At 71.2% G+C, this 25,777-nt stretch carries 14 protein-coding genes and 2 pseudogenes; 6 read left to right on the top strand and 10 right to left on the bottom strand.

The window, feature by feature from the left end:
• Nucleotides 1-2,841, top strand: a complete 2,841-nt coding sequence (ligD, locus tag MRS60_RS33605; protein ID WP_243566971.1) for a DNA ligase D — start codon at nucleotides 1-3, stop codon at nucleotides 2,839-2,841.
• A 4-nt stretch (nucleotides 2,842-2,845) separates the two neighbouring features.
• Here the strand turns inward: ligD and MRS60_RS33600 are convergent.
• A pseudogene (locus tag MRS60_RS33600) lies at nucleotides 2,846-3,169 on the bottom strand (cation:proton antiporter); the annotation flags it as partial.
• Nucleotides 3,170-3,212: 43 nt separating this feature from the next.
• Nucleotides 3,213-3,569, bottom strand: coding sequence for a DUF3175 domain-containing protein (locus tag MRS60_RS33595; protein WP_131949602.1), 357 nt, complete (start codon nucleotides 3,567-3,569; stop codon nucleotides 3,213-3,215).
• Nucleotides 3,570-3,805: 236 nt separating this feature from the next.
• Here MRS60_RS33595 and MRS60_RS33590 point away from each other — a divergent pair, with 236 nt between their 5' ends.
• From MRS60_RS33590 to MRS60_RS33575, 4 genes are all read left to right on the top strand, one after another.
• Nucleotides 3,806-4,174, top strand: a complete 369-nt coding sequence (locus tag MRS60_RS33590; RefSeq protein WP_034184453.1) for a hypothetical protein — start codon at nucleotides 3,806-3,808, stop codon at nucleotides 4,172-4,174.
• 176 nt (nucleotides 4,175-4,350) lie between these two features.
• Nucleotides 4,351-4,899 (top strand): type 1 glutamine amidotransferase domain-containing protein, encoded by a 549-nt coding sequence (locus MRS60_RS33585; RefSeq protein WP_034184452.1) that lies wholly within the window; start codon nucleotides 4,351-4,353, stop codon nucleotides 4,897-4,899.
• 4 nt (nucleotides 4,900-4,903) lie between these two features.
• A complete protein-coding gene (locus tag MRS60_RS33580) occupies nucleotides 4,904-5,245 on the top strand; it encodes a DUF1488 domain-containing protein (protein ID WP_034184451.1) in 342 nt (113 codons plus the stop codon).
• Nucleotides 5,246-5,510: 265 nt separating this feature from the next.
• Complete coding sequence (locus MRS60_RS33575) at nucleotides 5,511-5,738, top strand: hypothetical protein (RefSeq protein ID WP_034184450.1); 228 nt, start codon at nucleotides 5,511-5,513, stop codon at nucleotides 5,736-5,738.
• Nucleotides 5,739-5,767: 29 nt separating this feature from the next.
• On the opposite strand, the gene MRS60_RS33570 is transcribed toward MRS60_RS33575, so the two are convergent.
• Complete coding sequence (locus MRS60_RS33570; protein ID WP_243566970.1) at nucleotides 5,768-7,018, bottom strand: phosphatidylserine decarboxylase family protein; 1,251 nt, start codon at nucleotides 7,016-7,018, stop codon at nucleotides 5,768-5,770.
• A 119-nt stretch (nucleotides 7,019-7,137) separates the two neighbouring features.
• On the opposite strand from MRS60_RS33570, the gene MRS60_RS33565 reads away from it, so the two are divergent.
• On the top strand, nucleotides 7,138-7,380 hold the full coding sequence (locus tag MRS60_RS33565; protein WP_175747912.1) for a hypothetical protein: 243 nt from the start codon (nucleotides 7,138-7,140) through the stop codon (nucleotides 7,378-7,380).
• A 243-nt stretch (nucleotides 7,381-7,623) separates the two neighbouring features.
• Here the strand turns inward: MRS60_RS33565 and treY are convergent, their stop codons facing one another.
• The 7 genes and pseudogenes from treY to MRS60_RS33530 form a co-directional block, all read right to left on the bottom strand.
• The gene (gene treY / locus MRS60_RS33560; protein WP_243566969.1) at nucleotides 7,624-10,404 is read right to left on the bottom strand and encodes a malto-oligosyltrehalose synthase; all 2,781 of its coding nucleotides are present in this window, start codon (nucleotides 10,402-10,404) and stop codon (nucleotides 7,624-7,626) included.
• Nucleotides 10,401-12,607, bottom strand: a pseudogene (gene malQ / locus MRS60_RS33555) (4-alpha-glucanotransferase). The gene treY and the pseudogene malQ overlap by 4 nt, the downstream one beginning before the upstream one ends.
• Nucleotides 12,604-14,475: a malto-oligosyltrehalose trehalohydrolase gene (treZ, locus tag MRS60_RS33550; RefSeq protein WP_243566968.1), complete on the bottom strand. Its 1,872-nt coding sequence runs from the start codon at nucleotides 14,473-14,475 to the stop codon at nucleotides 12,604-12,606. The pseudogene malQ and the gene treZ overlap by 4 nt, the downstream one beginning before the upstream one ends.
• A gap of 8 nt (nucleotides 14,476-14,483) precedes the next feature.
• The gene (gene glgX / locus MRS60_RS33545; RefSeq protein ID WP_131949596.1) at nucleotides 14,484-16,598 is read right to left on the bottom strand and encodes a glycogen debranching protein GlgX; all 2,115 of its coding nucleotides are present in this window, start codon (nucleotides 16,596-16,598) and stop codon (nucleotides 14,484-14,486) included.
• Between the two features lie 34 nt (nucleotides 16,599-16,632).
• On the bottom strand, nucleotides 16,633-18,840 hold the full coding sequence (gene glgB / locus MRS60_RS33540) for a 1,4-alpha-glucan branching protein GlgB (protein WP_243566967.1): 2,208 nt from the start codon (nucleotides 18,838-18,840) through the stop codon (nucleotides 16,633-16,635).
• On the bottom strand, nucleotides 18,837-22,256 hold the full coding sequence (gene treS, locus MRS60_RS33535; protein WP_243567440.1) for a maltose alpha-D-glucosyltransferase: 3,420 nt from the start codon (nucleotides 22,254-22,256) through the stop codon (nucleotides 18,837-18,839). Before treS ends, glgB begins: the two co-directional genes overlap by 4 nt.
• Nucleotides 22,256-25,648, bottom strand: coding sequence for a maltotransferase domain-containing protein (locus MRS60_RS33530; protein WP_243566966.1), 3,393 nt, complete (start codon nucleotides 25,646-25,648; stop codon nucleotides 22,256-22,258). The genes treS and MRS60_RS33530 overlap by 1 nt, the downstream gene beginning before the upstream one ends.
• Nucleotides 25,649-25,777 lie beyond the last annotated feature (129 nt).

Below are 25,777 nucleotides of genomic sequence, written 5' to 3'. Positions count from 1 at the left end.
ATGGCAGGCAAGCTCGATCCCTATCGTCGAAAACGCCGCTTCGACGCGACGCCGGAGCCGGAAGGCGCTCACGGGAAGCGTCGCGCAAAGCCGGGCGCCGAGTCGAAGCAGACCAAGCAGACGAAGCCGGCGCGCACGGCTGCCCGGGCGCGCCATCCGTTGCGTTTCGTGATCCAGGAACATCACGCAACGCGGCTCCATTACGACTTCCGTCTCGAACTCGACGGCACGCTCAAATCGTGGGCCGTGCCGAAGGGGCCGAGCGTCGATCCGTCGGTGAAGCGTCTGGCCGTGCAGGTCGAGGACCATCCGCTCGAATATGCATCGTTCGAAGGCGAGATTCCGCCCGGACATTACGGCGCGGGCACGGTCGTCGTATGGGACGAAGGGACGTGGACGCCCGACGGCGGCGTCGCGCAGGCGCGCGACGGCTATCGCGCGGGCAAGCTGACGTTCCGGCTCGATGGCGAAAAGCTGCACGGCGGCTGGGCGCTCGTGCGCAGCGGGCGGCAGCAGGGCCGCCAGCCGCAATGGCTGCTGATCAAGGAGCGCGACGACGACGCACGCGATGCGGACGAATTCGATGTCGTCGCGCAGCAGCCGGGCAGCGTGCATGACCGCAGTGCGCGGGCCGCGCGCGCGGCGCCCGCCGATGCATCACCGTCCGCACGCACGTCCGCACGCTCGTCACGACGCAGCCGCGACGATGCGCCCCGTACACGCGGCACGCCGCGCGACCGCAAGGATCGCAATCCGCCAGCCGACGTCGACGCCGACCTGTCGCACGTCGAAGGCGCTGTCCGCACACCGCTGCCCGAGCGCGTCGCGCCGCAGCTCGCGACGCTGGTCGATGCTCCGCCCGCGCAAGGCGACTGGCGCTACGAAGTGAAGTTCGACGGCTACCGGATTCTCGCGCGCGTGTCGGGCCGCGGTGCGCGGCGGCACGTCGCGCTGATGACGCGCGAGGGCCGCGACTGGACCGCGAAGCTGCGTGCGCAGCGCGATGCGCTCGCGGCGCTCGAGATCGAAAACGCGTGGTTCGACGGCGAGGCCGTCGTGCTCGGCGACAGCGGCCTGCCCGACTTCCAGGCGCTGCAGAACGCGCTCGGCGCGGGCCGTTCCGACGCGATCACGCTGTTCGTGTTCGATCTGCCCTATCTGAATGGCCGGGATCTGCGCGAGGTGCCGCTCGCCGCGCGCCGCGCGTTGCTCGAACCGCTGCTGGCGGGCAGCGACGCCGCGCGGCTGCGCTATTCGCCGGATCTCGGCGGCGACGTCGCGTCGCTGATCGCGAGCGCGTGCGACACCGGCCTCGAAGGCTTGATCGGCAAGCGCGCGGATTCACGCTATCGCGCCGGCCGCTCGGCCGCGTGGATCAAGCTCAAATGCCGGCGGCGGCAGGAGTTCGTGATCGGCGGCTACACGGAGCCGTCGGGCAGCCGGCACGGCTTCGGCGCGCTGCTGCTCGGTGTGTACGAGCCTGAATCGGGCGGCAAGCGGCGGCGCGGCACGCCGCCGTTGCGCTATGTCGGCCGGGTCGGCACCGGGTTCGATGCGCGCATGCTCGACCGGCTCGCCGCGATGCTGCGCAGGCACGAACGCGATACGACGCCGTTCGACCCGCCGCCGCGCGAACGGTCGCGCACGCGCGTGCACTGGATCGATCCGACGCTCGTTGCCGAATGCGAATTCGCGGAATGGACGGGCGACGGCATCGTGCGGCAGGCGGCGTTCGTCGCGCTGCGGGAAGACAAGCCGGCGGCGCAGATCGTCCGCGAGATGCCGCGCCACACCGAAACGGAGACGACGATGGACGAACGCGATGCAGCGCACGACAAACATGACAAGCACGACAAGCACGAACGCGCACGGCACACGGATGCCGGGAGCGGCCGCCAGCGTCGCGCGACATCGCACGCATCGTCCGGCGACGCGCGCGGCGAATCCGGCGCCGACCACGTCGGCCGCGTGCGCATCACGCATCCCGATCGCGTGCTCGATCCGCAGCACGGCACGCGCAAGATCGACCTCGCGCATTACTGGCAATGGGTCGCGCCGTGGCTGCTGCCCGACCTGAAGGGCCGGCCCGTGTCGCTCGTGCGCGCGCCGGGCGACATCACGGGCGAGCTGTTCTTCCAGAAACATGCGGAGCGCCTCGAGATTCCGTTCGTCACGCAGCACGAAGGGCTGGATCCCGGCCACGGGCCGCTGCTGTCGATCGACAGCGTCGACGCGCTGCTCGGCGCCGCGCAGATGGGCACGATCGAGCTGCATACGTGGAATGCGCACGCATCCAGTATCGAGCGGCCGGACCGCATCGTGTTCGACCTCGATCCCGATCCGGCGCTGCCGTGGCGCGCGATGATCGACGCCGCGCAACTCGTGCGCGGGCTGCTCGACGAGCTGGGGCTCGCGTCGTTCTGCAAGACGAGCGGCGGCAAGGGGCTGCATGTCGTCGTGCCGATCGCGCGGCACGCGGGATGGGACGACGTGAAAGACTTCGCGCGCGCGGTCGCGCAGCACGTGGCGGGCGCGCTGCCCGAGCGCTTCACCGCGACGATGGGGCCGCGCCACCGGCGCGGCAAGATTTTCGTCGACTATCTGCGCAACGGCCGCGGCGCGAGCACGATCGCCGCGTATTCGGCGCGCGCGCGGCCGGGCATGGGCGTGTCGGTGCCGCTCGGCTGGGACGAGGTGCCCGATACGACGGGCGGCGCGCAGTGGACGATCGACACGCTGCACGCGCGTCTCGACGGGCTGAAGCGCGATCCGTGGGAAGGTTATGCGGAGGCGCGCCAGCGGATCACCGCGAAGATGCGCGCACGGCTCGGCGCATCGTGAGCATCGCGAGCAGCGGCACGGTGACGCTCATCGCGAGCAGGCCGACGCGGCACGGGACGCGCCACAGCCGGTCGGACGGCGGCACGCGCAGCCGCAGCCCGATCGCGAACAGCGACACGAGCAGCGCAACCTCGACGATCGAGCGCAGCAGCGGCGCGTCCCGTTCGAGGTCGAGACGCAGCAACCCGGTGCCGGCCGGGCCGAGCGCGATGCCGAGCACGAGATAGATCATCGCGGTGCTGCACGGCAGGTGGCGCAGCGCGGATGTCGCGATGCCTATGCCCATCAGCACCGCGCCGACGATCAGGTACCACGGCGTTTCGTGCATGCGCGCGATTCGGGCGGGGCGATGCGGCGGTGGCCGGCCGCCGTCACGGCTTGCGGCCGAAGGCTTCGCGCAGTTTCCGCTTCGCGCGTTCGAGCGTCGCGCGGCGCGTTTTCGGCAGGTTGCGGCCCGCGCGGTTCACATAGAAGTTCAGCATCGACATCGCCGACTGGAACGGCGAAGACTTGCGGCGGCGGCTCCGTTCGGCCGAGCGCTTCAGCGAAGCGGCGATAGCGCCCGGATCGTCGGACTTGAAGATGTCGGGCTCGATGTCGAGCACGTCGCTTTTTTGCGTGACTTCGGCGGACCAGCGCTTGCGATGTTGCGGATCGGCGCTGCGGGCCCGGCCGGGGCGGCGCGTCGGGCGTTTGCCGTGCGCGCGGGAAGCGGAAGCGGAAGGCATTGCAGGGCTCCGGATGGCGTCGCAGGGACGTACGGGCAACGGCGCCGCAATTCGCGTGCCGCGCGGCGCCCTGCCGCCGGAGGTATGGCCCTTGCTGCAAAGTCCGCGCAGGCGTGCCATTCCGCGCTCTTCGTTCAGCACGAAAACCTCGTGACATCCGCATTACATCCGCATACGAACCGAATGGCCGGCGCCGTTTGAAGCGAGCGCGCGCGGCCGCCACGCAGGAGGACACCATGCGATCGAACTCCCGGATCAGTCTGGAAGACGATGCAACGGACGCCGACACGGCCGACGCCGGCGATCTCGATACGACGGTCCGTCTCGACGTCGAGACAGGCACGGTCACGTTTCATGCGGCGTGGTCGATGGAGGCCGATGCGCCACCCGATACGGGGCGGCATTCGGTCGTGCTGGTGCTCGACTGCGACACGATGGAACGCTACGCGGGCCTCGACGACGGCGCCCGGATGCGCGTGCACACGATGCTGCACGAGGCCGTGCGGGACATGCTCGACCGGCTCCCCGACAACGACGACGACGATCTGACGCTGACGGTCGAACTGACCGACGCGATGCTCGATGCGGCAACCCGCCTGCAGTAATCGTGCCGGGTCGGGTTACACGCCGTTGAAATCTTTTCAGCCCGTGCGCGGCGGCGCGGCATGGGCCGGTTTCGGCCGGTCTCTTGTCGCCGTCGTCCGGTCGGTCGCACGCGGCACGGCGATTGCTCCGTGACCGGGACGGCATAAAGGGTGCCGCGGCATCCACGGAGGTTTCCATGAGCGGCAGACTGGACCATTGCAAGGTAGCGATCCTCGCGGTCGACGGCTTCGAGGAGGCCGAGCTTGTCGAACCGCAACGCGCGCTGGCGGCCGAAGGCGCGCAGGTCGACGTGATTTCGCAGAAACGCGGCGAAATCCAGGGGTTCAGGCACGTCGACAAGGGCGCGCGCGTGAAGGTCGACCGCACGTTCGACGACGCGCGCGAGGGCGACTACGACGCGGTCGTGCTGCCCGGCGGCGTCGTCAACGGCGACGCGATCCGGATGATCCCGGCCGCGCGCGAGTTCGTGACGGCGGCCGTCGGCGCCGGCAAGCCGATCGCCGCGATCTGCCACGGCGGCTGGCTGCTCGTGTCGTCCGGGCTCGTGGAAGGGCGCACGATGACGAGCTGGCCGAGCCTGCAGGACGACATCCGCCATGCGGGCGGCAAGTGGGTCGACGAGGAAGTCGTGCGCGACGGCAACCTGATCACGAGCCGCAAGCCCGCCGACCTGCCGGCATTCAGCGGCGCGCTGGTCGAAAGCCTCGCGTCGCGGAGCGCGTGATCCGATGCCGGCCGATTCCCCCCGCCGCGTGACACTGGCCGATGCGCCGCCCGAGTTCGACGGCGCGGCGCTGCAACTGTGCTTCACCGTCGACGTCGACGGCCAGCCGGAGCACTGCGCGATCACGGTCGAGGCGCTCGAGGATCATTTCGGCGCGCCGTCGGCACTGGAAGCCGACCTGCGCGACGCGTTCGAGCGCGGCCGCGCGCGTATCGAGGCTGCGTGCGCGGAGGTGCTGGCGGACGGCAAGGGCGGCGTGGTACTGCACAGCGGCTATTTCCGCGCGCACGGCCGTGCGGCGGCAGGCAGCGTGAAGGCCGGCATGTCCCGTTCGCGGCGCTCCTGATCGAGGCGCCGCGGCCGACGCGTTTGACCCGCGTTCGCGTTCGGCCCGCTCGCGTCCGGCATTACACGTCGTTGAAAACTTTGCACGGGCGGCCGGACGCCGCGCGGTGCCATATCGGGCCGCGCGCCCACGGCTCGGACGAGCGCCGCTTCGCGCGGATTGGCATGGTCCGTGCACGCATCGACGATCGCCGGTGCGCGTGTCGCGCCGCATGCCGATGCGACGCCGTCGTCGCATCGCGTGAAGCCGTCAACGGGGAACGAGCATGCTGACCGCCCATGAATTTGCCGCGTTGTTCCTGGTGTATCGCGCACCGGAACAGATCCAGATCGATCGCGAGGACGTCGCCGCGCTGGTCGAACGGAACCTGATCGTGATGCAGGGCGACGGCGCGGCGGGCGAGCGCCGGCCCGCGTTGACGGCCGACGGCCTGTCGGTGCTGCGGTGCGTGCAGCGGCACGACGGGTACGAACCGGACGGCACCGATGCGTGACGCGTGACGATGACGCGCGGGCGCGCTGCTCACCGCGCGATCGCGACGGACGCGTTCACCTGCGCGACGGGCGTGTCGCCGTCGAACGGCGGCGCGTACAGGAAGCGCTCGATCACGCCGGCCTCGAACAGCAGGCAGTACGTCGAGCCGCCGAACTGGAAGCGGCCGATCTCGTCGCCCTTGTCGACGCGCTGGCCCGGCAAGACCTCGATCACGCACGACGACACGTCGCCCATCCCGACGAATACCGCGGCCACGGTGCCGATACCCGGGTCGTCGCTCTCGATCGCGACGATCGCGCGCGCGGCGACCGCCGTCATGTAGCCCTGCGAGTCGTTGAGCCCGGCCGGGTCCGGGCCTTCGGCTTCGGCGACCGAGTAGTAGGTGCCGTCGATCCGGTACGCATGCGTGACGGTGCCGCGCACCGGCGCATGCCAGCGATGGTAGTTGTACGCGCTGAGATAGGCCTGGTAGAGATCGCCGCCGACGAAGCGCTCGGCGAGCGGTCGCCCCGCGCGCGTGAAGATGTCGTGCAGCGAATACGGCTGCGCCTTGATCCAGAACGTGTCGCGCAGCTTCACGTTCGTTTCGGTGTGGTACGGCGCGGCCTCGCACGCGCTGACGATCACGTGCGGATCGTCCGGCGCGTCGACGGGCCGCGCGCCTTCCCGAAAGCGTCGCGTGAAGAAGTCGTTCCACGAATCGAAGCCGAGGTGCGGTTGATCGTCGCGATAGCGGAATTGCGACAGCCCGATGCGCTTGCTCGCTTCGTCGCAGAACCAGCCGTCGGGCGCCGACGCGTCGAGATGCTCGCATGAATGCGGGCCGCCGAGGAAGTCGCACCATACGTTCAGCACCCGTTTCAGGTACGCGTTCACGGTTGCGTCCCGAAACACCGCGTGGCCCGACGGCATGCACATCGGCCAGTCGAGGAACGCGTTCAGCGGGCACACGATCAGGCTCGATTCGCTGAACGGCGGCGTGTAGGTCATCAGGTGGTCGATCACGGTCATCAGTTCGCCGATCGACGTGTAGCCGAGCCGGCGGCCGGATTCGACCGCCTCGTCGATCGCGCGGACGAGGCCCATGCGCAGCACGGGGCAGTCGTCGAACAGCCGCGCGAGTGCCTGCACGGCCGGCGTGCGCAGTCGTTCGCCGGCATGCGCGCGCGCGTCGGCCGCGATCTTTTCGCGGAACGCGGCCATGTGCGCTTCCTCGTGGGTCAGCCATTCGCCGAGCCGGCGGCGCGTGGCAGGCGGCGTGTGGGGTTCGGTCGGCATCGTCGGCTCCTGCGGCTGATTCGGTACGAACACGTAGCAAGACGCTTGCCCGGGGGCGGCATCGAAATTGCGGCGTTTTCACCGGTTTTTCGGTTTTTCAGTGACGCAGGAGAGAAACGATGAATGCGGGTTCGAATGTGCGGCAGACAAAAGGCACGGCATCGGCCGACGAGCGCCGGGGCGGCGGGCAGCGCACCGTGACGCCGACGCGCACGCGGGTTCGTGCGGCGAAGCGCGGCGAGACGCGACGGTCGAAGGACCGCGATGCGAAAGGGACCGTGACCGCTGGCCATGGCGACAACGCGGGCGCGCCGCTGTGGGAGGACGACGGCGGGACGATGCCGCCGGACGAGTGGTCGTGATGTCGGGCGCTTACTGTCCCGCCGGTCGTTCTGGCCGGTAACGACCGACTCTCGCGCGATCGCTCGATTCCCCGTCGCGAAAGGCCAGGGATACGGTGACATCACGGTTCGCGATAAGCCATGCGGTACCGTCGCTGCGCAAAATCGACTATGAACGCCCGTTCCGGGCAGAAATCGATTTTGGGCGTACAAAAACGATTACACGCGGACCGTTTTGCATAAATTCGATTACGACCGGGCGATTCAGGGATTCCGATCCGTTGGGGTTGGGTGAGCCGCGACGAGCACGGCGACAGGCAGCGCAGCCAGACAGCGATCGAGCCTGATCAAGCCATCCGGCGCGTCGATTCCGTCCCGCGCATTCAGCCAGTCCGTCCAGGGCCCTTTGGCACCACGCGGCAACACGACCGCCGTATCGCCCCATAACGCGGGCTCCACGCGCGGCAAGCCGGGCCTGTCGCCGAACAGCCGGCACGCAAGCCGCGTTGCTACGACCACCACGGTCGCCGCATCGCCGCACCGCGCGAACGCAACCGCGTGACGCCCGAGCGTGCCGCGCACGCGCAGCGGCACATACGCACCGTCGGCGAACGTCGCCGGCCACCGCGCGCGCAGCGCGAGCATCCGTTCGACCAGCGCCCGTTTCACGCGCGCATCCGGCCAGGTCGGCAGGTACGATTCGACCGGCGCGTCGACGCGCTCGGCCGCCAGCGCCGCGAACGGCACGTCGCGCCGGTTGTCCGGATCGACGAGCGAGTGATCCCATCGCTCGGTACCTTGATACAGATCGGGCACGCCGGGGGACGCGATCCGCAGGGCCGTCTGCGTCAGGCTGTTGACGATGCCGGCCGGCGCGATCCGCGCCACGAACGCATGCAGCCGGTGCGCGAAATCGCCTGCGCCGCGCGGCGTCAGGATCGCGCGGACGAACGCTTCGCAAGCGCGCTCGTAGTCCGTCTCCGGCGCGAGCCAGTCCGTATGCCGCTTCGCTTCGCGCAGCGCCTTCGTCTGCCAGCGCACCACGCGTTCGGCGAGCGCCGCGAGCCCCGCGTCGTCGTCGGGCATCAGCGACGGCGGCCAGCAGCCGACCAGCGTCTGGTACAGCATCGCCTCGGCGGCCGGCCCCGGCGCCCACGCCAGGTCGCGATGCGCGCCGCCGCGCCGGGGCAGGTTGAGCGCGGACCAGTCGAGCGATACCGCGCGCCAGGCGTCGGGCATCTCGCTGAGCACCGCGAGCCGCGCGCGCGCGTCCTCGCCGCGCTTGTGGTCGTGCGTGGCCGTCGCGACGAGCGTATGCGGCACGATTCGGGCGCGGCGCCGGTTGCGCGCATGGAATGCGCCGCGCGACAGGCTGAAGTCGCTCGCGTCGGCGCCGACCTCGTTGCGCGACAGCAGCCGGCCGTAGCGATAGCAGGCCGTATCCTCGACCCCCTTCGCGGCGAGAGGCGCGGTGAGCTGCGCGAACGCGACGCGGGCCGCGTGCAGCGCGGCGGCGCCCGCGCGCGGCACGCGCACGACCGGCAACCCGAGCCACGCGGCGACGCGGTCGAGCGCGTAGCGGTCGGCCGGATCGACGGCCGCGCATGCCCCTTCGTACGCTTTCGCGAGCACCCGGCGGTCGGTGTCGGCCGGCGGGTCTTCCTGCGCCGGATACATCCGGTACACCGGCAGCCGCACCGCGAGTTCGCCCAGCACGCGCTGGATCGCGACCAGACTGACGTCGCGCGTCGCGGGCGACGCGCGCGCAATGCCGTGCAGCAGCCGCGCGACGCGCGCATGCTCGGCGGCGAGCTGGCGCATCAGCACGCGCCGCTTGCCGTCGAGCGCCTCCTGCGCGAACGTGCGCGACGAACCGGACACCGCCGCCCAGTGGGCGGCCAGCGGCGCGGCGCCGGCCGGGTCGTGCAGCAGCGCGCCGACGTCGTTCATGAAGTCGTAGCCGGTCGTGCCGTTGACACCCCAGTCATCGCGCAGCGCTTCGCCGGGCGCCAGGATTTTTTCGACGACGACGTACGGCGGCTGGTCGCGCAGCGCCGCGAGTTGCGCATGCAGCCGCCGGCAGTACGCGCGCGGATCGGCGAGCCCGTCGACGTGATCGACGCGCACCCCGTCGATATATCCGGCTGCGTAGAGGCGCAACGGCAGCGCATGGACGGCGTCGAACACCGCATCGTCGTTGCTGCGGATGCCCGCGAGCGTCGCGATGTCGAAGAAGCGCCGCCAGTTCAGTTCGTCCGAGGCCGTGCGCCACCACGCGAGCCGGTAGTGCTGGCGTTCGAGCAGCCGGTGCAGCCACGCGCGCGAGCGTGCGTTGCGCGGATCGGCGCCGCGCAGCACGGCGTCGAACGCATGCGGGCCGTGCGCGGCCGCGTAATCGCGCAACGCCTCATGCGCGGCGGCCAGCCGGGCGCTGTCGCGCGCCGGCACGGCACCGAAGCGTTCGGCGAGCGTGTTCAGGTCCGAGCGGTTCGCGATGCGCAGGATGTCCGCATAGGTGGCGGCGGACACGGGCAGCTGTCGCCCCGGGCACGCAACGAAGAAGCGGCCGGTCGACGGATCGGCGCCGAGCGCGATGTCGCCGGCCGCGAGCGCGTCGCCGTACGGCGTGCCGAGGCAGGGCAGCAGCACCTTGCCGTCGAGTGCCGCGTCGGGCGGATGCCAGTCGATGTCGAAGCAGTGTGCGTACGGGCTCGCCGGCCCCCATTCGAGCACGTCGTTCCACCAGCCGTTCGACGCGCCGCCGACGCCCATGTGGTTCGGCACGATGTCGACGATCACGCCGATGCCGCGTGCGCGCAGCGCGCCGACGAGCCGGACCAGGCCGGCTTCGCCGCCGAGTTCGGCGCTGACCGAGCCGTAGTCGACGGTGTCGTAGCCATGCAGCGAACCGGGCTCGGCCGTCGTGACCGGCGACAGGTACAGATGGCTCACGCCGACGCGCGCGAAGTAGTCGGCATGCGTGGCCGCATCGTCGAACGTGAAACCCGCATGCAGCTGCAGCCGCAGCGTCGCGCGCGGCGTCATGGGTCGCGCTCCCGCGAGCGGCGCGCGTGCTCGACGGCCGCGATGCGCTTGCGCGCGTCGGCGTCGAACAGCATATCGACGGCGCGCGGCAGGCGCCGCAGCCAGTTCGGATGGCCGCATGGCGGCCCCGGCAGGTTCGGCTGCTCATCCAGCCCGAGCAGATCCTCGAGCGGCAGGATCGCGAGCGGCGACGGGCTGAGCGCGACGTACGCGAGTATCGCGCTCACGGGCGGCGCGCCGGCCGGCGGGACGGCGCTGTTGGCGGGCGCGCAACCTGCTTGCTGCAGCGCGTGCCACAGCGCCGCGCGTTCGGTTGCGCGTTCCGCCTGGGCGGCGATCAGGTCGGGATCGGACGCAGGCGGAGGCGTGGCGCGGCCTGCTTCGGGGCGGGGCACGGTGTCATGCCCGACGTCGGCGCATTGCACGATTTCGTTCGGGTCTTGCGCACTCGCATCGCCCGGCGTGCTGTCGGCCGCGCCGTTTTGCGGCTTCCGCTGTCGGCCGCCACCCGCCGCCACCCCAGATCGACCCCGCGCCACCAGCCGGCCACGGTCGGCAAGTCGTGCGTCGACGTCATCGCGATCGCATCGCGATCCCACGCGGACGGCGGCCGGAACGCGCCGGTCGCATCGCGCTCGAACCACAGCACGCGCATCCCCGCGATTCCCTGTGCGCCGAGCCGCTCGCGCAAACCGCCCGGCACCGTGCCGAGATCCTCGCCGATCGCGATCGCGCGATGGCGTGCCGCCTCGAGCGCGACGAGCCGCACGAGATCGTCGACCGGATAGCGCAGGTAGGCGCCGTCGCGCGGCGTGCCGCCGTCCGGCACGATCCACATCCGCGCGAAGCCGAGCACGTGGTCGATGCGGATGCCGCCCGCATGCGCGAACGCCGCGCGCAACAATTCGATGAACGGGACGAAACGGTCGGCGCGCAGCGCGGCGGGCGTCCACGTCGTCACGCCCCACGCCTGGCCGGCCGCATTGAACAGGTCGGGCGGCGCGCCGAGCGACACGCCGCGCAGCAGCGTCGTGCCGTGCGCCCATGCGTCGCTGCCCGCGCGATCGGAGCCGACCGCGAGATCGGCGATCAGCCCGGTCGCCATGCCTGCGCGGCGCGCCACATGCTGCGCGTCGCCGAGCGCGCGCGATGCGCACCATTGCAGGAACGTGTGGAATGCGATCGTGTCGGCATGCGCGTGCGCGAACGCATCGACTTCCGCCGATGACGGCATGCGCCACGGCGCCGGCCATTGCCGCCAGTCCGCGCCGATCCCGTGTTCGATGCAGAACGCCTGCAGCGCGTCGAAGCGCGCATGCGCGTCGAGCGCCGCGCCGCCGGCCGCGCGAAAGCGCTGGTACGCGTCGCGCGACGGCGTGCCGTTGGCACGCCATGCATCGAAGCATGCGCGCAGGCGGCGCAGCTTCTGCGGCAGCACGCGCGGCCAGTCGATCAGCGGCGCATCGACTGCATCGTCGCGCGTGTGAAGCGCAGCCTCGGCGCCCGGCACCGCGTCGCAGTCGAGATACGCGACGTTGTGCCAGCGCCGCGACGACGGCGAATACGGGCTGTCGTGCGCGGGCAGCGCGGGATAACCGGCGTGCGTCGGGCTGATCGCCACCGCCTGCGCGCTGTGCCGCGCCGCGTGCGCGGCGAGCCGCGCGAGCGCGGTGTAGTCGCCCGCGCCTTCGTCGCCGATACGGCGCAGGCTGTACAGCTGGGCCGCGACCCCCCAGCGGCGGCCTGCGTCGGGCGCGCGCGCGAACGCGTCGAACGGGCGCGCGCGCAGCGGCGCGATCGCGAGCCCGATGCGCTGCTCGCCGATGTCTAGCGCGTGATAACCGGGCATCGCGAGCGGCGGCAGCGTGCCGTGCCCGCCCGCACCGGCCACGCGCCCGTCGACGTAGCCGCCGGTTTCGAGCGCGATTCGGAAGTGTGCGCCCGGCAGTGCGATCGTATGCGGCAGCGTCAGCGGCAGGCCGGCATCGCCGGTGACGATGCGCGGCGGCGCCGCGTTCTCATCGGCGAGCGCCGCCGCGCTGTCGACGCGCTGGAGCGCGGTGCCGCACGGCCAGCCGAGCGCGTCGACGAGCGCGGCGAGCGCATCGTCGCCCACCCGCCGCGCGACGCCGCCCGCGTCGGTCCAGTCGGTTTCCAGTCCGGCCGAACGGGCGAGTGCCGCGATCGATACGTCGGTCGTCATGATGGGCCTCGCCCGTTCGGGCGGTGACTCAGCGCATCGTCGTTGACCGCGCCGTCGCGCCACGCGATGCACGCACGTGGCGGCAGGCGCAGGTCGCGCAGCCGGTCGCGCGCGCGCGGCGGCGTCTCGAACACGATCTTGCCGACCGGCAGCGCGGGCAGCACCGCGTCGTGCGAGCCGAGGTTCAGCGCGATCGTCAGCGTGCTGCCGTTGCCGAGCCGCCAGCGTGCGGCGAGCGCCTGCGGTTCGCCGTCGCCCGCGAGCAGGTCGACGCCGAGCGCGCGCGCGCCCGTCAGGTGCGGCGTCACGAGCGCCGCGCGCACGGCCAGCGCGCTGCGGTAGAAGCGCCGCCATGCGTCGGCGTCGGGCCATGCTTCGTCGGCCGGGTGTTTCGACAACGAGCGCACGAACGTCGCGATGTCGTTCGGATCGGGAATCGCGTCGCGATGCGCGGGATCGGCGAACGCGGGAAACGCCGCGAATTCGCGGCGCCGGCCTTCGCGCACGGCGTCGGCGAGCGCGCCGCGATAGTCGGTGAAGAACTGGAACGGCTGCGTGCTGCCTTCCTCCTCGCCCATGAACAGCAGCGGAATCTGCGGCGCGAGCAGCATCAGCGCGGTGGCCGCGCGGAGCGCATCGTCGTTCGCGAGCGTGCGCAGCCGTTCGCCGAACGCGCGGTTGCCGATCTGGTCGTGGTTCTGCAGGAACGCGACGAACGCGGTCGGCGGCAGGTGCGCGCTCGGCTCGCCGCGCGCGGCGCCGTCATGCAGCGGCGACGGCTCGCCCTGGTACGCGAAGCCTTCGCCGAGCGTGCGCGCGAAATGGCGCAGCGGCGCGTCGGCGTACGCGCGGTAATAGCCGTCGCGCTCGCCGGTCAGCAGCACGTGCGCGCTGTTGTGGAAATCGTCGTTCCATTGCGCATCGAAACGGCCGGGCCCGAGCAGGCTCGCCGCATTGCGTTCGTTCTCGAGCACGAGATGCACGTGGCGTGCGTCGCCCGCATGCGCGCGCACGCGGCGCGCGAGCTCGCGCAGCCACGCATCGTCGTCGATCGCATGCGCGGCGTCGATGCGCAGCCCGTCGAAGCGGTATTCGTCGAGCCAGTAGAGCGCGTTGTCGATGAAGAACGCGCTCGTCTGCGCACGCGCGAAGTCGATCGCGGGGCCCCACGCCGTTTGCCGGTCCGCGCGGAAGAACGCGGGCGCGTAGCGCGGCAGCAGGTTGCCGTCGGGGCCGAAGTGGTTGTAGACGACGTCCAGGAACATCTGCAGCCCGAGCCCGTGCGCGGCGTCGATGAGCGCCTTCAACTCGTCGGGCCGCCCGTACGATGCATCGGGCGCGAACGGCAGCACGCCGTCGTAACCCCAGTTGCGCGTGCCGGGGAACGCATTGACGGGCATCAGCTCGATCGCCGTCACGCCGAGCGCGGCGATGGCCGGCAGGCGCCGCTCGACGCTCGCGTAGCCGCCGCATGCGCCGACGTGCAGTTCGTACAGCACCGTCTCGTGCCACGGGCGGCCGCGCCATGCGTCGTGACGCCAGCGATACGCGGCCGGATCGACGACCTGGCTCGGGCCGTGTACGTCGTACGGCTGGAAGCGCGACGCGGGATCGGGCACCGTGAGTGCGCCGTCGAGCCGGTAGCGATACAGCGTGCCGGACCCGCACGGCGCGAGCGCTTCGAACCAGCCGTCGCCGGCCGGCGTCATTGCGATCGTGCGGTCGCTCGGGTCGTGCAGCTCGACGGCCGCGGTGCGGCTCGCGGGCGCCCACAGCCGGAAGCGCGTATGGCCCGCATCGATGCAGGTCGCGCCGAACGACGACGCGAACGCATGCGTGCCGGGCGGATGAGCGGAACGTGACGTCATGGCGGTCCTCACGAAGGCGGGTCGGGCGGCACGGCCGCGACGGCGACCGCGGCCGCATGCGCGGCGACGTCGAGGCCGTCGGCCGGCCATGCGCGCGGGCCGGCGTCCGGCGCGGCGGTGTCGACCAGCACGCGATAGTTGAGCACGGGCGCGGGCGGCGCGAACGTGATCGTCTCGGACGACGCGTTCAGCATCACGAGCAGCGATTCGGTGCGCCCGGTGCGGCCCGCGCCGACGCGCCGCATCGTCAGCGCGCGGCGTTCGCGGTCGTGCCACGCGGGCACGGTCAGCGCGTCGCCGCGTTCGTCGAACCAGTCGATCTCGGCCATGCCGGGCGCGCCGTCGTGATCGCCCGACGGATAGCGCGGCGCCGACATCAGCGGGTACATGCGCCGCAGCGCGGCGAGCCGCGATACGAAGCGCATCAGCTTCACGGCTTCGTCGCTGCGTGCCAGGTCCCAGTCGAGCCAGGACAGCTCGTTGTCCTGGCAGTACGCGTTGTTGTTGCCGTGCTGGGTGCGGCCGAACTCGTCGCCGGCGACGAGCATCGGCGTGCCGAGCGCGGTGAACAGCGTCGCGAGCATCGAGCGCGCGACGCGCGCGCGCACGTCGCGGATCGCCGCGTCGGCGCTCGGCCCTTCGACGCCCCAGTTCGCGCTGCAGTTGTCGTCGCGGCCGTCGCGGTTGTCCTCGCCGTTCGCGTCGTTGTGCTTGTCCGCATACGACACGAGATCGGCGAGCGTGAAACCGTCGTGCGCGGTGACGAAATTGACCGACGCCCACGTATGGCGCCGCTGGTGGTTGAACAGGTCGGCCGACCCCGCGAGCCGCGCGGCGAGTTCCGGCCGCTGGCCCGCGTCGCCGCGCCAGAAGCGCCGCACGGTGTCGCGAAAGCGGTCGTTCCATTCGGCGAAGCCCGGCGGGTGGCGGCCGAGCTGGTAGCCGCCGGGGCCGAGATCCCACGGCTCGGTGATCAGCTTGCGCTGCGCGAGCACCGGGTCCTGCCGCAGCGCATCGAAAAATCCCGCGCCGGGATCGAAGCCGTGATCCTCGCGGCCGAGCGTCACGCCGAGATCGAAGCGGAAGCCGTCGACGTTGAACGCGGTGGCCCAGTAGCGCAGCGAATCCATCACCATCTGCACGACGCGCGGGTGCGACAGGTTCAGCGTGTTGCCGCAGCCCGTCTCGTCGACGTGGAAACGATGGTCGCCCGGCAGGAGCCGGTAGTAGCTCGCGTTGTCGAGGCCGCGCCACGACAGCGTCGGGCCGAGCTCGTTGCCTTCGCAAGTATGGTTGTAGACGACGTCGAGCACGACCTCGATGCCGGCCGCATGCAGCTGGCGGATCGCGATGCGCATCTCGTCGAGCCGCCGCGTCGCGAGATACGCGGGTTCCGGCGCGAAGAACGCGGCCGTGTCATAGCCCCAGTAGTTGCGCAGCCCGCGTTTCACGAGTTCGCGCTGCTGCAGGAACGCGTGGACGGGCAGCAGCTCGACCGTCGTCACGCCGATCGACAGCAGATGATCGATGAAAGCCGGATGCGCCAACGCCGAGAACGTGCCGCGTTCGGGCGCGCGCAGCCCGGCGCGGCGCATCGACACGCCGCGCACGTGCGCCTCGTAGATCACCGTGCTGCGCCACGGCACGCGCGGGCGCCGGTCGGTGCTCCAGTCGAACGCCTCGTCGACCACCACGCATTTCGGCATCGCGGGCGCCGAGTCGCGCCGGTCCATCGACAGGTCCGCGCGGTTCGAATGCACGCGATAGCCGAACAGCGCGTCCGACCAGCGGAAATGGCCGACCAGCTTGCGCGCGTATGGGTCGAGCAGCAGCTTGGTCGGATTGAAGCGATGGCCGTGCTGCGGCTGGTACGGGCCGTCCGCGCGAAACCCGTACACGGTGCCCGGATGCGCGTTGGGCAGGTAGCCGTGCCACACCTCGTCGGTGCATTCGGGCAGATCGAGGCGCGCGAGTTCCCTGCGGCCGGTCGGATCGAACACGCACAGCTGGATGCGCTGCGCGTGCGCGGAAAACACCGCGAAGTTGGTCCCGAGGCCGTCCCAGGTCGCGCCGAGCGGATAGCGGCGGCCGGATTCGAGGCGAGCGGGCAGGGCACTCGGCATGGGGCGGATATCTCCGTGTCGAAGGGGCGGGGAATCAGGCGGGGCTCAGCCACAGCGTCGCGAGCGGCGGCAGGCGCAGCGCTGCCGACCACGCCTCGCCGTGCGCGGGCACGGCCTCGGCCCACACGGCACCGTCGTTGCCGGCATTGGTGCCGCCGTACGACGCGGCGTCGGTGTTCATCCGTTCGCGCCATTGGCCGGGCGCCGGCAGCCCGACGCGGTAGCCGGTGCGCGGCACCGGCGTGAAGTTGCAGACCGCGACCACCAGGTGCCCCGCATCGTCGCGGCGCGCGAACGCGAACACGCTGTTGTCGCGGTCGTCGCCGATCAGCCAGGCGAAGCCGGCCGCGTGGCAGTCGAGCGCATGCAGCGCGGGTTCGGCCGCATACGCGCGGTTCAGGTCGCGCACGAGCCGCTGCACGCCGCGATGCGCGGGCGCGTCGAGCAGGTCCCAGTGCGGCGTCGAGTCGTGCGCGAACTCGGCCCATTGCGCGAACTCGCTGCCCATGAACAGCAGCTTCTTGCCGGGGTGCGCCCACATGAAGCCGAAGTACGCGCGCAGCGTCGCGAGCCGCTGCCACGCGTCGCCCGGCATCTTCGCGACGAGCGAGCCCTTGCCGTGCACGACCTCGTCGTGCGACAGCGGCAGCACGAAGCGCTCGGAGAACGCGTAGATGAGCCCGAACGTCATCCGGTCGTGGTGATAGCGGCGGTGGATCGGGTCCTCGCGCAGATACGCGAGCGTGTCGTGCATCCACCCCATGTTCCACTTGAAGTCGAAGCCGAGCCCGCCGTCGCCGGTCGGCGCGGTGACGCCGGGCCACGCGGTCGATTCCTCCGCGACGGTGACGACGCCGGGCGGCGCGGCCGCACCGTGCAGCGTGTCGTTCAGCATGCGCAGGAATGCGACCGATTCGAGGTTCTCGCGCCCGCCGTACACGTTCGGCACCCATTCGCCTTCGTTGCGCGAATAGTCGCGGTACAGCATCGACGCGACCGCGTCGACGCGAATGCCGTCGACGTGATAGCGGCGCGCCCACGCGAGCGCCGATGCGACGAGGAACGCGCCGACCTCGGTGCGCCCGACGTTGAACACGCACGTGTGCCAGTCGGGATGCAGCCCCTCGCGCGGGTCGGCATGCTCGTACAGCGCGGTGCCGTCGAACTGCGCGAGGCCGTGCGGATCGTCGGGGAAATGCGCGGGCACCCAGTCGACGATCACGCCGATGCCGGCCGCATGCGCGCGGTCGACGAACCGCGCGAAGCCGTCGACCGGCCCGAAGCGCGCGGACGGCGCGAACTGCGCGAGCGGCTGGTAGCCCCACGAGCCGCCGAACGGGTATTCGGCGATCGGCATGAACTCGACGTGCGTGAAGCCCATCCCGTGCACGTACGGAATCAGCCGCTCCGCCAGCTCGTCCCACGTCGCGCTGCGGTCCATCTCCTCGGGCACGCGCAACCACGATTCCGCATGCACCTCGTAGATCGACCACGGCACGCGGTAGCGGTCGGCGTGCGGCCGCGCATGCATCCAGCCGTCGTCGTGCCACGCGAACGCGTCGAGCGCCGCGACGTCGGCGACGACGGACGCCGTGCGCGGCGGTGCTTCCGTCGCGCGCGCGCACGGATCGGCCTTGTGCGGCAGTACGCGCCCGTCGGCCGCGCGCAGCTCGTACTTGTAGCGTTCGCCCGCGCCGATGCCCGGCACGAACAGCTCCCATACCCCCGACGGCCGCCGCAGCCGCATCGGATGGCGGCGGCCGTCCCATCCGTTGAAATCGCCGACCACCGACACGCGCTGCGCGTTCGGCGCCCATACCGCAAAGCGCACGCCGTCGGTGTCGTCGATGCGCACGGGCGTCGCGCCCAGGCAGTCGAGCACGGCGGCCGGATCGCCGGACGAGAAGCGCGCGAGCGCGGCGTCGTCGAGCAGCGTGCCGAACGCATACGCGTCGTCGGTCACCTGCCGCGCGTCAGGCCAGTCGATCGCGAGCAGGTAATGGGGAATTCCGCCGTCGTGCGCGATCGTGCCGGCGAAGCAGCCGGCGCGGTCGACGCACGCGAGCGCGCCGAGTTCGTCGCCGTCCGGCGACAGCGCGCGCACGCGTTCGGCGCCGGGCAAGAGTGCGCGCACGACGATCCGGTCGGCCTGCCCGTGCGGGCCGAGACACGCGAACGGATCGGGATGGCGGCCGGCGAGCAGCGCATCGATGTCGGCCTGTTCGAACAGCGTGTCGGTCATCGCGTTCCTCCGGGTTCGGGCGCGCTGCCGTCGTCGAGCAGGCGCTCGACGAGCGCCGCGAGCCCGCCGACCGGCACGCTCAGCCAGTCGGGCCGGTTCGCGGCCTCGTAGCACAGCTCGTACGACGCCTTGTCGATCAGGAACAGCGCGAGCAGGCGATCGGCATAACGCGGGTCGACGAAGCGTGCGGGCGCGAGCGCGGCGGCCGCGCGATAGCATTCGACGAAGCGGTCGGCGGCGGCCTGCCCGAACCGGTCGAACAGCGCGCGCTTGCGGCCGGCCGCCTGCGGCGGCGCTTTCTCGATCGCGAATTGCGCGGTCGCGCTCACATACGACAGCGAGCGCAGGAAGCCGGCCACGTCGCGCAGCGGATGCGATTTCGCGCGGCGCCGTTCGAGCGGGCGCGCCGGTTCGCCTTCGAAGTCGATCAGCAGCGCGTCGCCCTGCACGTCGAGCACCTGGCCGAGGTGGAAATCGCCGTGAATCCGCGTGCATTGCGCGTCGAGCGTGCGCGGCACCAGTTCTCCGAGCGCGCGCACGGCGGCGTCGCGCGACGCGAGCAGCGCGTCGGCCGATGCGCGCATCGCGGGATCGAGCGTATCGAGCGCATCGAGTCGCGTGCGCAGCACGTCGAGCGCGCGCTCGAACGATGCGATCGCGTCCACGCACCAGCCGTCGACGTGATCGGGTGTCGCGCGTTCCGGCGCGAACGCGGGATCGTCGGACGGCTGCGCGAGCGCGACGTGCAGCTGGCCGAGCCGCGTGCCGACGATGCCCGCGAACGCCGCATAACCGAGCAGCGCCTCGGGTTCCTCGTCCTCCTCGGCCGCTTCGTCTTCGTCGGCGGCCGGCAGCGCGAGCTCGTCGACCGCGCGCCGCAGGAAGTCGAACGAACGCGTCCACGCGTCGCCCTGGTTGTCGACGTAGCGCTGCAGGATCGCGACCGTGTGCGGCGTGCCGTCCGGATCGACGTGCACGACCTCGCCCGCGAGCGTCGCGGTGTTCGCATAGCCGATGCGCGTCAGGTGCCGGCTCATTTCCGCTTCCGGATGCACGCCGTGCGCGACCTTGCGCACCAGCTTCAGCACGATCGCGTCGCCGATCACGAGCGAGCTGTTGCTCTGCTCGGCCGCGAGCCAGCGCACTTCGGCGTCGTCGCCGGGGTCGAGCGCGGCGAGCGCGCTCTCCGGCAGGAACGCGAGCCGGCCGCCGTCGGAGGTCGGCACCGTTGCGCCGTCGCGCAGCTTGCGCAGCATCCCGCGCGCGAACGACGGCAGCGCGAACGCGTCGGTCAGGTAGCCGACCGTATGGCCGCGCCGCACGCGCGCGAGCGCGAGCTGCGCGAACAGCGGCTGGGACGTCTCGCCGCCCCAGGCCGCCGCGAGCGGCACGATATAGCGCTCGACGCCGCCGTCGCTGGCGCAGACCCACGCCTCCGCATACTGGAACGCTTCGCCCGGCACCGGCGTGACGACGTTCAGCCATGCATCGCCGATCGCGCGATCCTTCGACGCGAACCAGCGCCGCCGCGCGAGCCACGACGCGAGCGCGTCGTGCGCGAGCGCGTGCAGCTGCCCGACGTCCGGCCGCGTATCGCCGCGCCGCATCACGAGCGTCACGTATTCGGGCAGCGGCTCCGCATGCGGCTGCCGCCACGACGGCTCGCGGCCGTGCCCGGACAGCTCGAACCACAGGAACCCGTACGGCGGAAAGGTGAGGAGATACGGGAGCTGGCCGATCGGCGGAAACGGCGAATCCGACGTCATCTCGATCGGCACGCGGCCCGCGAATTCCGACAGGTCGAGCTCGACCGCCTGCGACGCGCGCGACAGGTTCGCGACGCACAGCACCGGATCGTGGCCGTCCAGCTCGCGCAGGTACGCGAGCACCTTGCGGTTCTCCGGGCGCAGGAAACGGATCGTGCCCCGCCCGAACGCCTGCGACGCACGGCGCGTCGACAGGATGCGGCGGGTCCAGTTCAGCAGCGAATGCGGGTCGCGCGTCTGCGCCTCGACGTTGATCGCGTCATAGCCGTACAGCGAGCCCATCACCGGCGGCAGCACCAGCAGTTCGGGGTCGGCGCGCGAGAAGCCGCCGTTGCGGTCCGACGACCACTGCATCGGCGTGCGCACGCCGTCGCGGTCGCCGAGGTGGATGTTGTCGCCCATCCCGATCTCGTCGCCGTAGTAGATCACGGGCGTGCCGGGCATCGACAGCAGCAGCGAATTGATCAGCTCGATGCGGCGCCGGTCGCGCTCCATCAGCGGCGCGAGCCGGCGCCGGATGCCGAGGTTCAGCCGCGCGCGCCGGTCGCTCGCATAGGTCTGCCACAGCAGGTCGCGCTCCGAATCGGTCACCATCTCGAGCGTCAGTTCGTCGTGGTTGCGCAGGAACACGGCCCACTGGTTGCTCGGCGCGAGCGCGGGCGTCTGCCGCATGATGTCGACGATCGGGAAGCGGTCCTCGCTCGCGATCGACATGTAGATGCGCGGCATCAGCGGGAAGTGGAACGCCATGTGGCATTCGTTCTCGTCGCCGAAATATTCCTGCACGTCTTCCGGCCACTGGTTCGCTTCCGCGAGCAGCATCCGGTTCGGGTACTCGGCGTCGATCGTCGCGCGGATCCGTTTCAGGATCGCGTGCGTTTCCGGCAGGTTCTCGTTGTTCGTGCCTTCGCGCTCGACGAGATAGGGCACCGCGTCGAGCCGCAGCCCGTCGATGCCGAGATCGAGCCAGAAGCGCATCACCTGGATCACCTCGCGCACGACGGCCGGGTTGTCGAAGTTCAGGTCCGGCTGGTGCGAATAGAAGCGGTGCCAGTAGTACTGGCCGGCGATCGGGTCGTGCGTCCAGTTCGATGTTTCGGTATCGAGAAAGATGATCCGCGTGCCCGCGTATTTCGTGTCGGTGTCGGACCACACGTAGTAGTCGCGATGCATCGAGCCCGGCTTCGCGCGCCGCGCGCGCTGGAACCACGGATGCTGGTCCGACGTGTGGTTGATCACCAGCTCGGTGATCACGCGGATGCCGCGCGCATGCGCTTCGCGGATGAAGCGCCGCACGTCGGCGAGCGTGCCGTAGTCGGGATGCACGTCGCGGTAGTCGGCGATGTCGTAGCCGTCGTCGCGGCGCGGCGACGGGTAGAACGGCAGCAGCCAGATCGTGTCGACGCCGAGTTCGGCGATGTAGTCGAGCTTCGCGATCAGGCCGGGGAAATCGCCGATGCCGTCGTTGTTCGAGTCGTAGAACGACTTCACGTGCACCTGGTAGATGATCGCGTCCTTGTACCACAGCGGATCGTCCGCACAGAGCGCGGGCGCGCGGCGGCGCGCACGGCGCCGGCGCGGCGTGCCGGCCGGCGCGAGCGACGGGAACTGCGCGCGGCGCACGTCGTCGAGGGAATCTTCGCGTTTCATCATCCGTGAGCTCCCGAAGGTCGTCGGGCGTCGTCCGGTCCGGGCGCGGCCGCCCGCGCGGCGCCCGGAGACGGCGCGAGCCGCCAGATCGCATACGGCCGCACGTGCGGATCGAGCGACACGTACTGGCGATGGCCGCGCCACGTCTGCGCGTGCGCGGCATCCAGTTCGAGCGCGTCGAGCGGTTCGCCGTCGGCGAGCCCGAAGCCGCGCCACAGCGCGGCGTCGAGCGTGAAGTTCGCGGCCTGCGGATGCCACGGGTCGAGGCTGATCGCGACCACGACGACGCTGTCGAACGCCGGCGTCGCCTTGACGAACACGAGCACGGCGTCGTTGTCCGCGTCGGCGAACGTCAGGCCGAGATGCGTCTGCAGCGCCGGGTGATCGCGCCGTGCGCGGTTCAGCCGCGCGACTTCGGCACCGATGTGCGCGGCGCGGCTCCAGTCGCGCGCGCGCAGCTCGTACTTCTCCGCGTTCGCGTATTCCTCGCTGTCCGGCAGCGGCGCCGATTCGCCGAGCTCGAAACCCGAGTACATGCCCCATGAACCGGCCAGCGTCGCCGCGAGCGCCGCGCGGATCACGAACTGCGTGCGCGGCGCGTTCTGCAGGTGGCGCGGGTTGATGTCGGGCGTGTTGACGAAGAAGTTCGGCCGGAAGAAGTCGCGTGCGGGTCCGGCCGTCAGCTCGGTCAGGTAGTCGATGAACTCGCGCTTCGTCTCGCGCCAGGTGAAGTACGTGTACGACTGCGAGAAGCCGACCTTCGCGAGCCGGTACATCATCGCCGGCCGCGTGAACGCCTCGGACAGGAACACGACGTCCGGATGGCGGCCGCGCACGTCGTCGATCATCCACGCCCAGAACGGCAGCGGCTTCGTGTGCGGATTGTCGACGCGGAAGATCCGCACGCCCGCGTCGACCCAGAACAGCACCGCGTCGCGCAGCGCGAGCCACAGGCCGGGCAGCGCGTCCGGCGCGTAGAAATCGGGGTTCACGATGTCCTGGTAGCGCTTCGGCGGGTTTTCCGCGAAGCGCAGCGAGCCGTCGGGCCGCCACGCGAACCAGCCCGGATGCGCGGCGAGCCACGGATGGTCGGGCGAGCACTGGATCGCGAAATCCAGCGCGATCTCGAGCCCGTGAACGCGCGCGGCCTCGACCAGCGCGCGGAACGATTCGAGCGTGCCGAGCTGCGGGTGCACGGCCGTGTGGCCGCCGTCGGGCGAGCCGATCGCATACGGGCTGCCGACGTCGTCGGGGCCGGCTTTCAGGCTGTTGTTGCGGCCCTTGCGCGCGGTGGTGCCGATCGGGTGGATCGGCGGGAAATACAGCACGTCGAAACCCAGGTCGCGAATGCGCGGCAGGTGCGCGATCACGTCGTCGAATGTGCCGTGCCGATGCGGATCGTCGCTCGCCGAGCGCGGGAACATCTCGTACCAGCTCGAGAAGCGCGCCGCGCGGCGCTCGACGTCGACCCGATAGGTGGTTTCGTCGTGCGTGACGAACGGCCGGTAGCGCAGCGCGGCGAACGCGTCGGCCAGCGGCGGCGCGCCGAGCAGCGCGAGCCGTTCGGCGGGCGGCGCGTCCCTGAACTCGGCGACGAGGCGCTCCATGTGCGGGACCGCGCGCGCATCGGCCGGATCGGCGAGCTTGAGCGCGGTCGCGAGCAGCAGCTGGGCTTCGCGCAGTTCGAGCGTCACGTCCTGGCCGGCCGCGTGTTTCTTCGCGACGTCGTCGGCGAGCGACGCCCAGTCGTCGCGCCACGCGATCACGCGAAATGCGTGGCGGCCGACCCGGTCGAGCATGATGCGTGCGTGCCAGCGGTCGTTCGGCTCGGCTTCGAACGGCACTTCGCGCCAGTCGTCGTCGCCTTCCGCGCGCCACTGGAGCGCGGCCGCGAGATGCGCGTGCCCGTCGGAGAAGATCGATGCATGCACGACGAGCGGTTCGCCGATCACGCGCTTGACCGCGAAGCGGCCGCCGTCGACCGACGGCTCGACGCGCTCGATCGCGATCCGGTCGGCCGCGAGCGCGGCCGACAGCACCGTGCGTTCGCGCGCGGCGTCGGCGCGCGTCGTGACGGGCGGCGCGCGCCGTGCATGCAGCAGTGCATGCGCGCCGGGGCCGAGCGTGAAGGCGTCGAGCGCGGTGGGCGGCTGTGTTTGCGTGCCGTCCTGCGTCACGATGCGCGTGAAGCCGCCCGGCACGCCGGGCAGGATCGTTGCGGGTTCGACCGTTACCGACGCGTTGAGATCGGGATTCAACGCGATCAGCAGTGCCGCTTCGTCGTGTTCGAGCGACGGCCCCGTGCCGCGCAGCAGCACCGTCGCGGTTGCACCGGGCGCGCTCAGCTGCGCGATCTCGCCGCGCGCGGCCGCCACGGGCGTCGCGCGACGCCACGCGTTCGCTTCGGCGATCGCACCCGACAGGTCGAAGCGCGCATGCTCGAACGCGGCGCGGTAGCGATCGGCATCCGCGTCGCGCGACATCAGCGGCAGCGTGACGCCGCGCTCGAAGCCCATCGGCGCGAGCCAGCCGGTGCCGACGGCCGCGGCCGTCCACAGTGCACGGCGATATGCGCGTGCGACGGTGTCGTCCGGTGCGTCGGGCCAGTCGTCGGCGAGGCGCGGGCCGTCGAACGCATCGGGAAACGCGATCGGCGAGCCGATGCGCCGCAGCAGCCGGTGTTCGTCGGCGAACCACGGTGCGTGCAGATCCCACCAGCGCACCGACGAGAACACCGCATCGAACCCGGCCGATTCGAGCTGCGCGAGCGCGTCGCGCGCATGGCCGGGCAAGCCGGCGAGCACCGCTGCGTCCGGGCGCGCGCGGCGCAGCGCCGCGCGCCAGCCGGGCCACCAGTCGGCCGGCAGATGATGCGGCGCGTCGACCAGGAAGCCGGCCGCGCCCGCGTCCGCAAAGGCGGCCAGATGCGCGCACCACCACGCCGACAGCGCGTCGCGTGCCGCGTCGTCGCCGAGGTTCGCGTGCACGACATCCAGCGCGTGCGCGGTACCGCGCGGGTCGATCAGCGCATCGTCGTGCGTGCGTTCGACGTACCAGCCCGGATGCGCGGCGCGCAGCGGGTTCTCGCGCGCGATGCGGTCCGGCACGACTTCGAGCAGCACGCGCAGCCCGTGGCCGTGCGCGAGCTGCGCGAGCCGCGAGAACGTTTCGAGCGCGCTCGCGCGCGTCGCGAACGTGTGGGCCGGGCGATGGAAATCGGCCACGTGGCGCGGGAAGCCGGCGACGCTCGCGGCCCAGAACGACCCGACCAGCACGTGATCGAAACCCATTCCGGCGATATGCGCGCAGGTCTGCCCCCACGCGTCGAGCGGCCCGACGAGGCGAGCGTCGCAGAAATAGATATGCGGAGCGAAGGTCGGCGTGGAGTCCATGGCGCGGGGCGTGCGGGCGGCGGCGGTCGATAACGCCGGGTTGCCGCAACGCGTGTGCCTGCCGCGTGGAGTCCGGTGCGGCAATGGTCAGGCGGGATGCCGGCGCCGGCGGGCTGTCGTTTTTACATG

It is taken from the genome of Burkholderia pyrrocinia (assembly GCF_022809715.1).
GTDB classification, from domain to species: Bacteria; Pseudomonadota; Gammaproteobacteria; order Burkholderiales; family Burkholderiaceae; genus Burkholderia; species Burkholderia pyrrocinia_C.
Note: the sequence above shows the minus strand (reverse complement) of the source record. Positions and strands in the feature narration are given on the sequence as shown.

Bases quoted from the DNA above. Each gene is read 5' to 3' on its own strand.
- treY (WP_243566969.1), bottom strand. From the start codon at position 10,404: ATGACGCCGCGCGCGACGCTGCGGCTGCAGCTGCATGCGGGTTTCACG.
- MRS60_RS33585 (WP_034184452.1), top strand. From the start codon at position 4,351: ATGAGCGGCAGACTGGACCATTGCAAGGTAGCGATCCTCGCGGTCGAC.
- glgB (WP_243566967.1), bottom strand. From the start codon at position 18,840: ATGACCGACACGCTGTTCGAACAGGCCGACATCGATGCGCTGCTCGCC.
- MRS60_RS33570 (WP_243566970.1), bottom strand. From the start codon at position 7,018: ATGCCGACCGAACCCCACACGCCGCCTGCCACGCGCCGCCGGCTCGGC.
- MRS60_RS33595 (WP_131949602.1), bottom strand. From the start codon at position 3,569: ATGCCTTCCGCTTCCGCTTCCCGCGCGCACGGCAAACGCCCGACGCGC.
- MRS60_RS33590 (WP_034184453.1), top strand. From the start codon at position 3,806: ATGCGATCGAACTCCCGGATCAGTCTGGAAGACGATGCAACGGACGCC.
- MRS60_RS33530 (WP_243566966.1), bottom strand. From the start codon at position 25,648: ATGGACTCCACGCCGACCTTCGCTCCGCATATCTATTTCTGCGACGCT.
- treS (WP_243567440.1), bottom strand. From the start codon at position 22,256: ATGAAACGCGAAGATTCCCTCGACGACGTGCGCCGCGCGCAGTTCCCG.
- treZ (WP_243566968.1), bottom strand. From the start codon at position 14,475: ATGACGTCACGTTCCGCTCATCCGCCCGGCACGCATGCGTTCGCGTCG.
- MRS60_RS33565 (WP_175747912.1), top strand. From the start codon at position 7,138: ATGAATGCGGGTTCGAATGTGCGGCAGACAAAAGGCACGGCATCGGCC.
- glgX (WP_131949596.1), bottom strand. From the start codon at position 16,598: ATGCCGAGTGCCCTGCCCGCTCGCCTCGAATCCGGCCGCCGCTATCCG.
- ligD (WP_243566971.1), top strand. From the start codon at position 1: ATGGCAGGCAAGCTCGATCCCTATCGTCGAAAACGCCGCTTCGACGCG.
- MRS60_RS33575 (WP_034184450.1), top strand. From the start codon at position 5,511: ATGCTGACCGCCCATGAATTTGCCGCGTTGTTCCTGGTGTATCGCGCA.
- MRS60_RS33580 (WP_034184451.1), top strand. From the start codon at position 4,904: ATGCCGGCCGATTCCCCCCGCCGCGTGACACTGGCCGATGCGCCGCCC.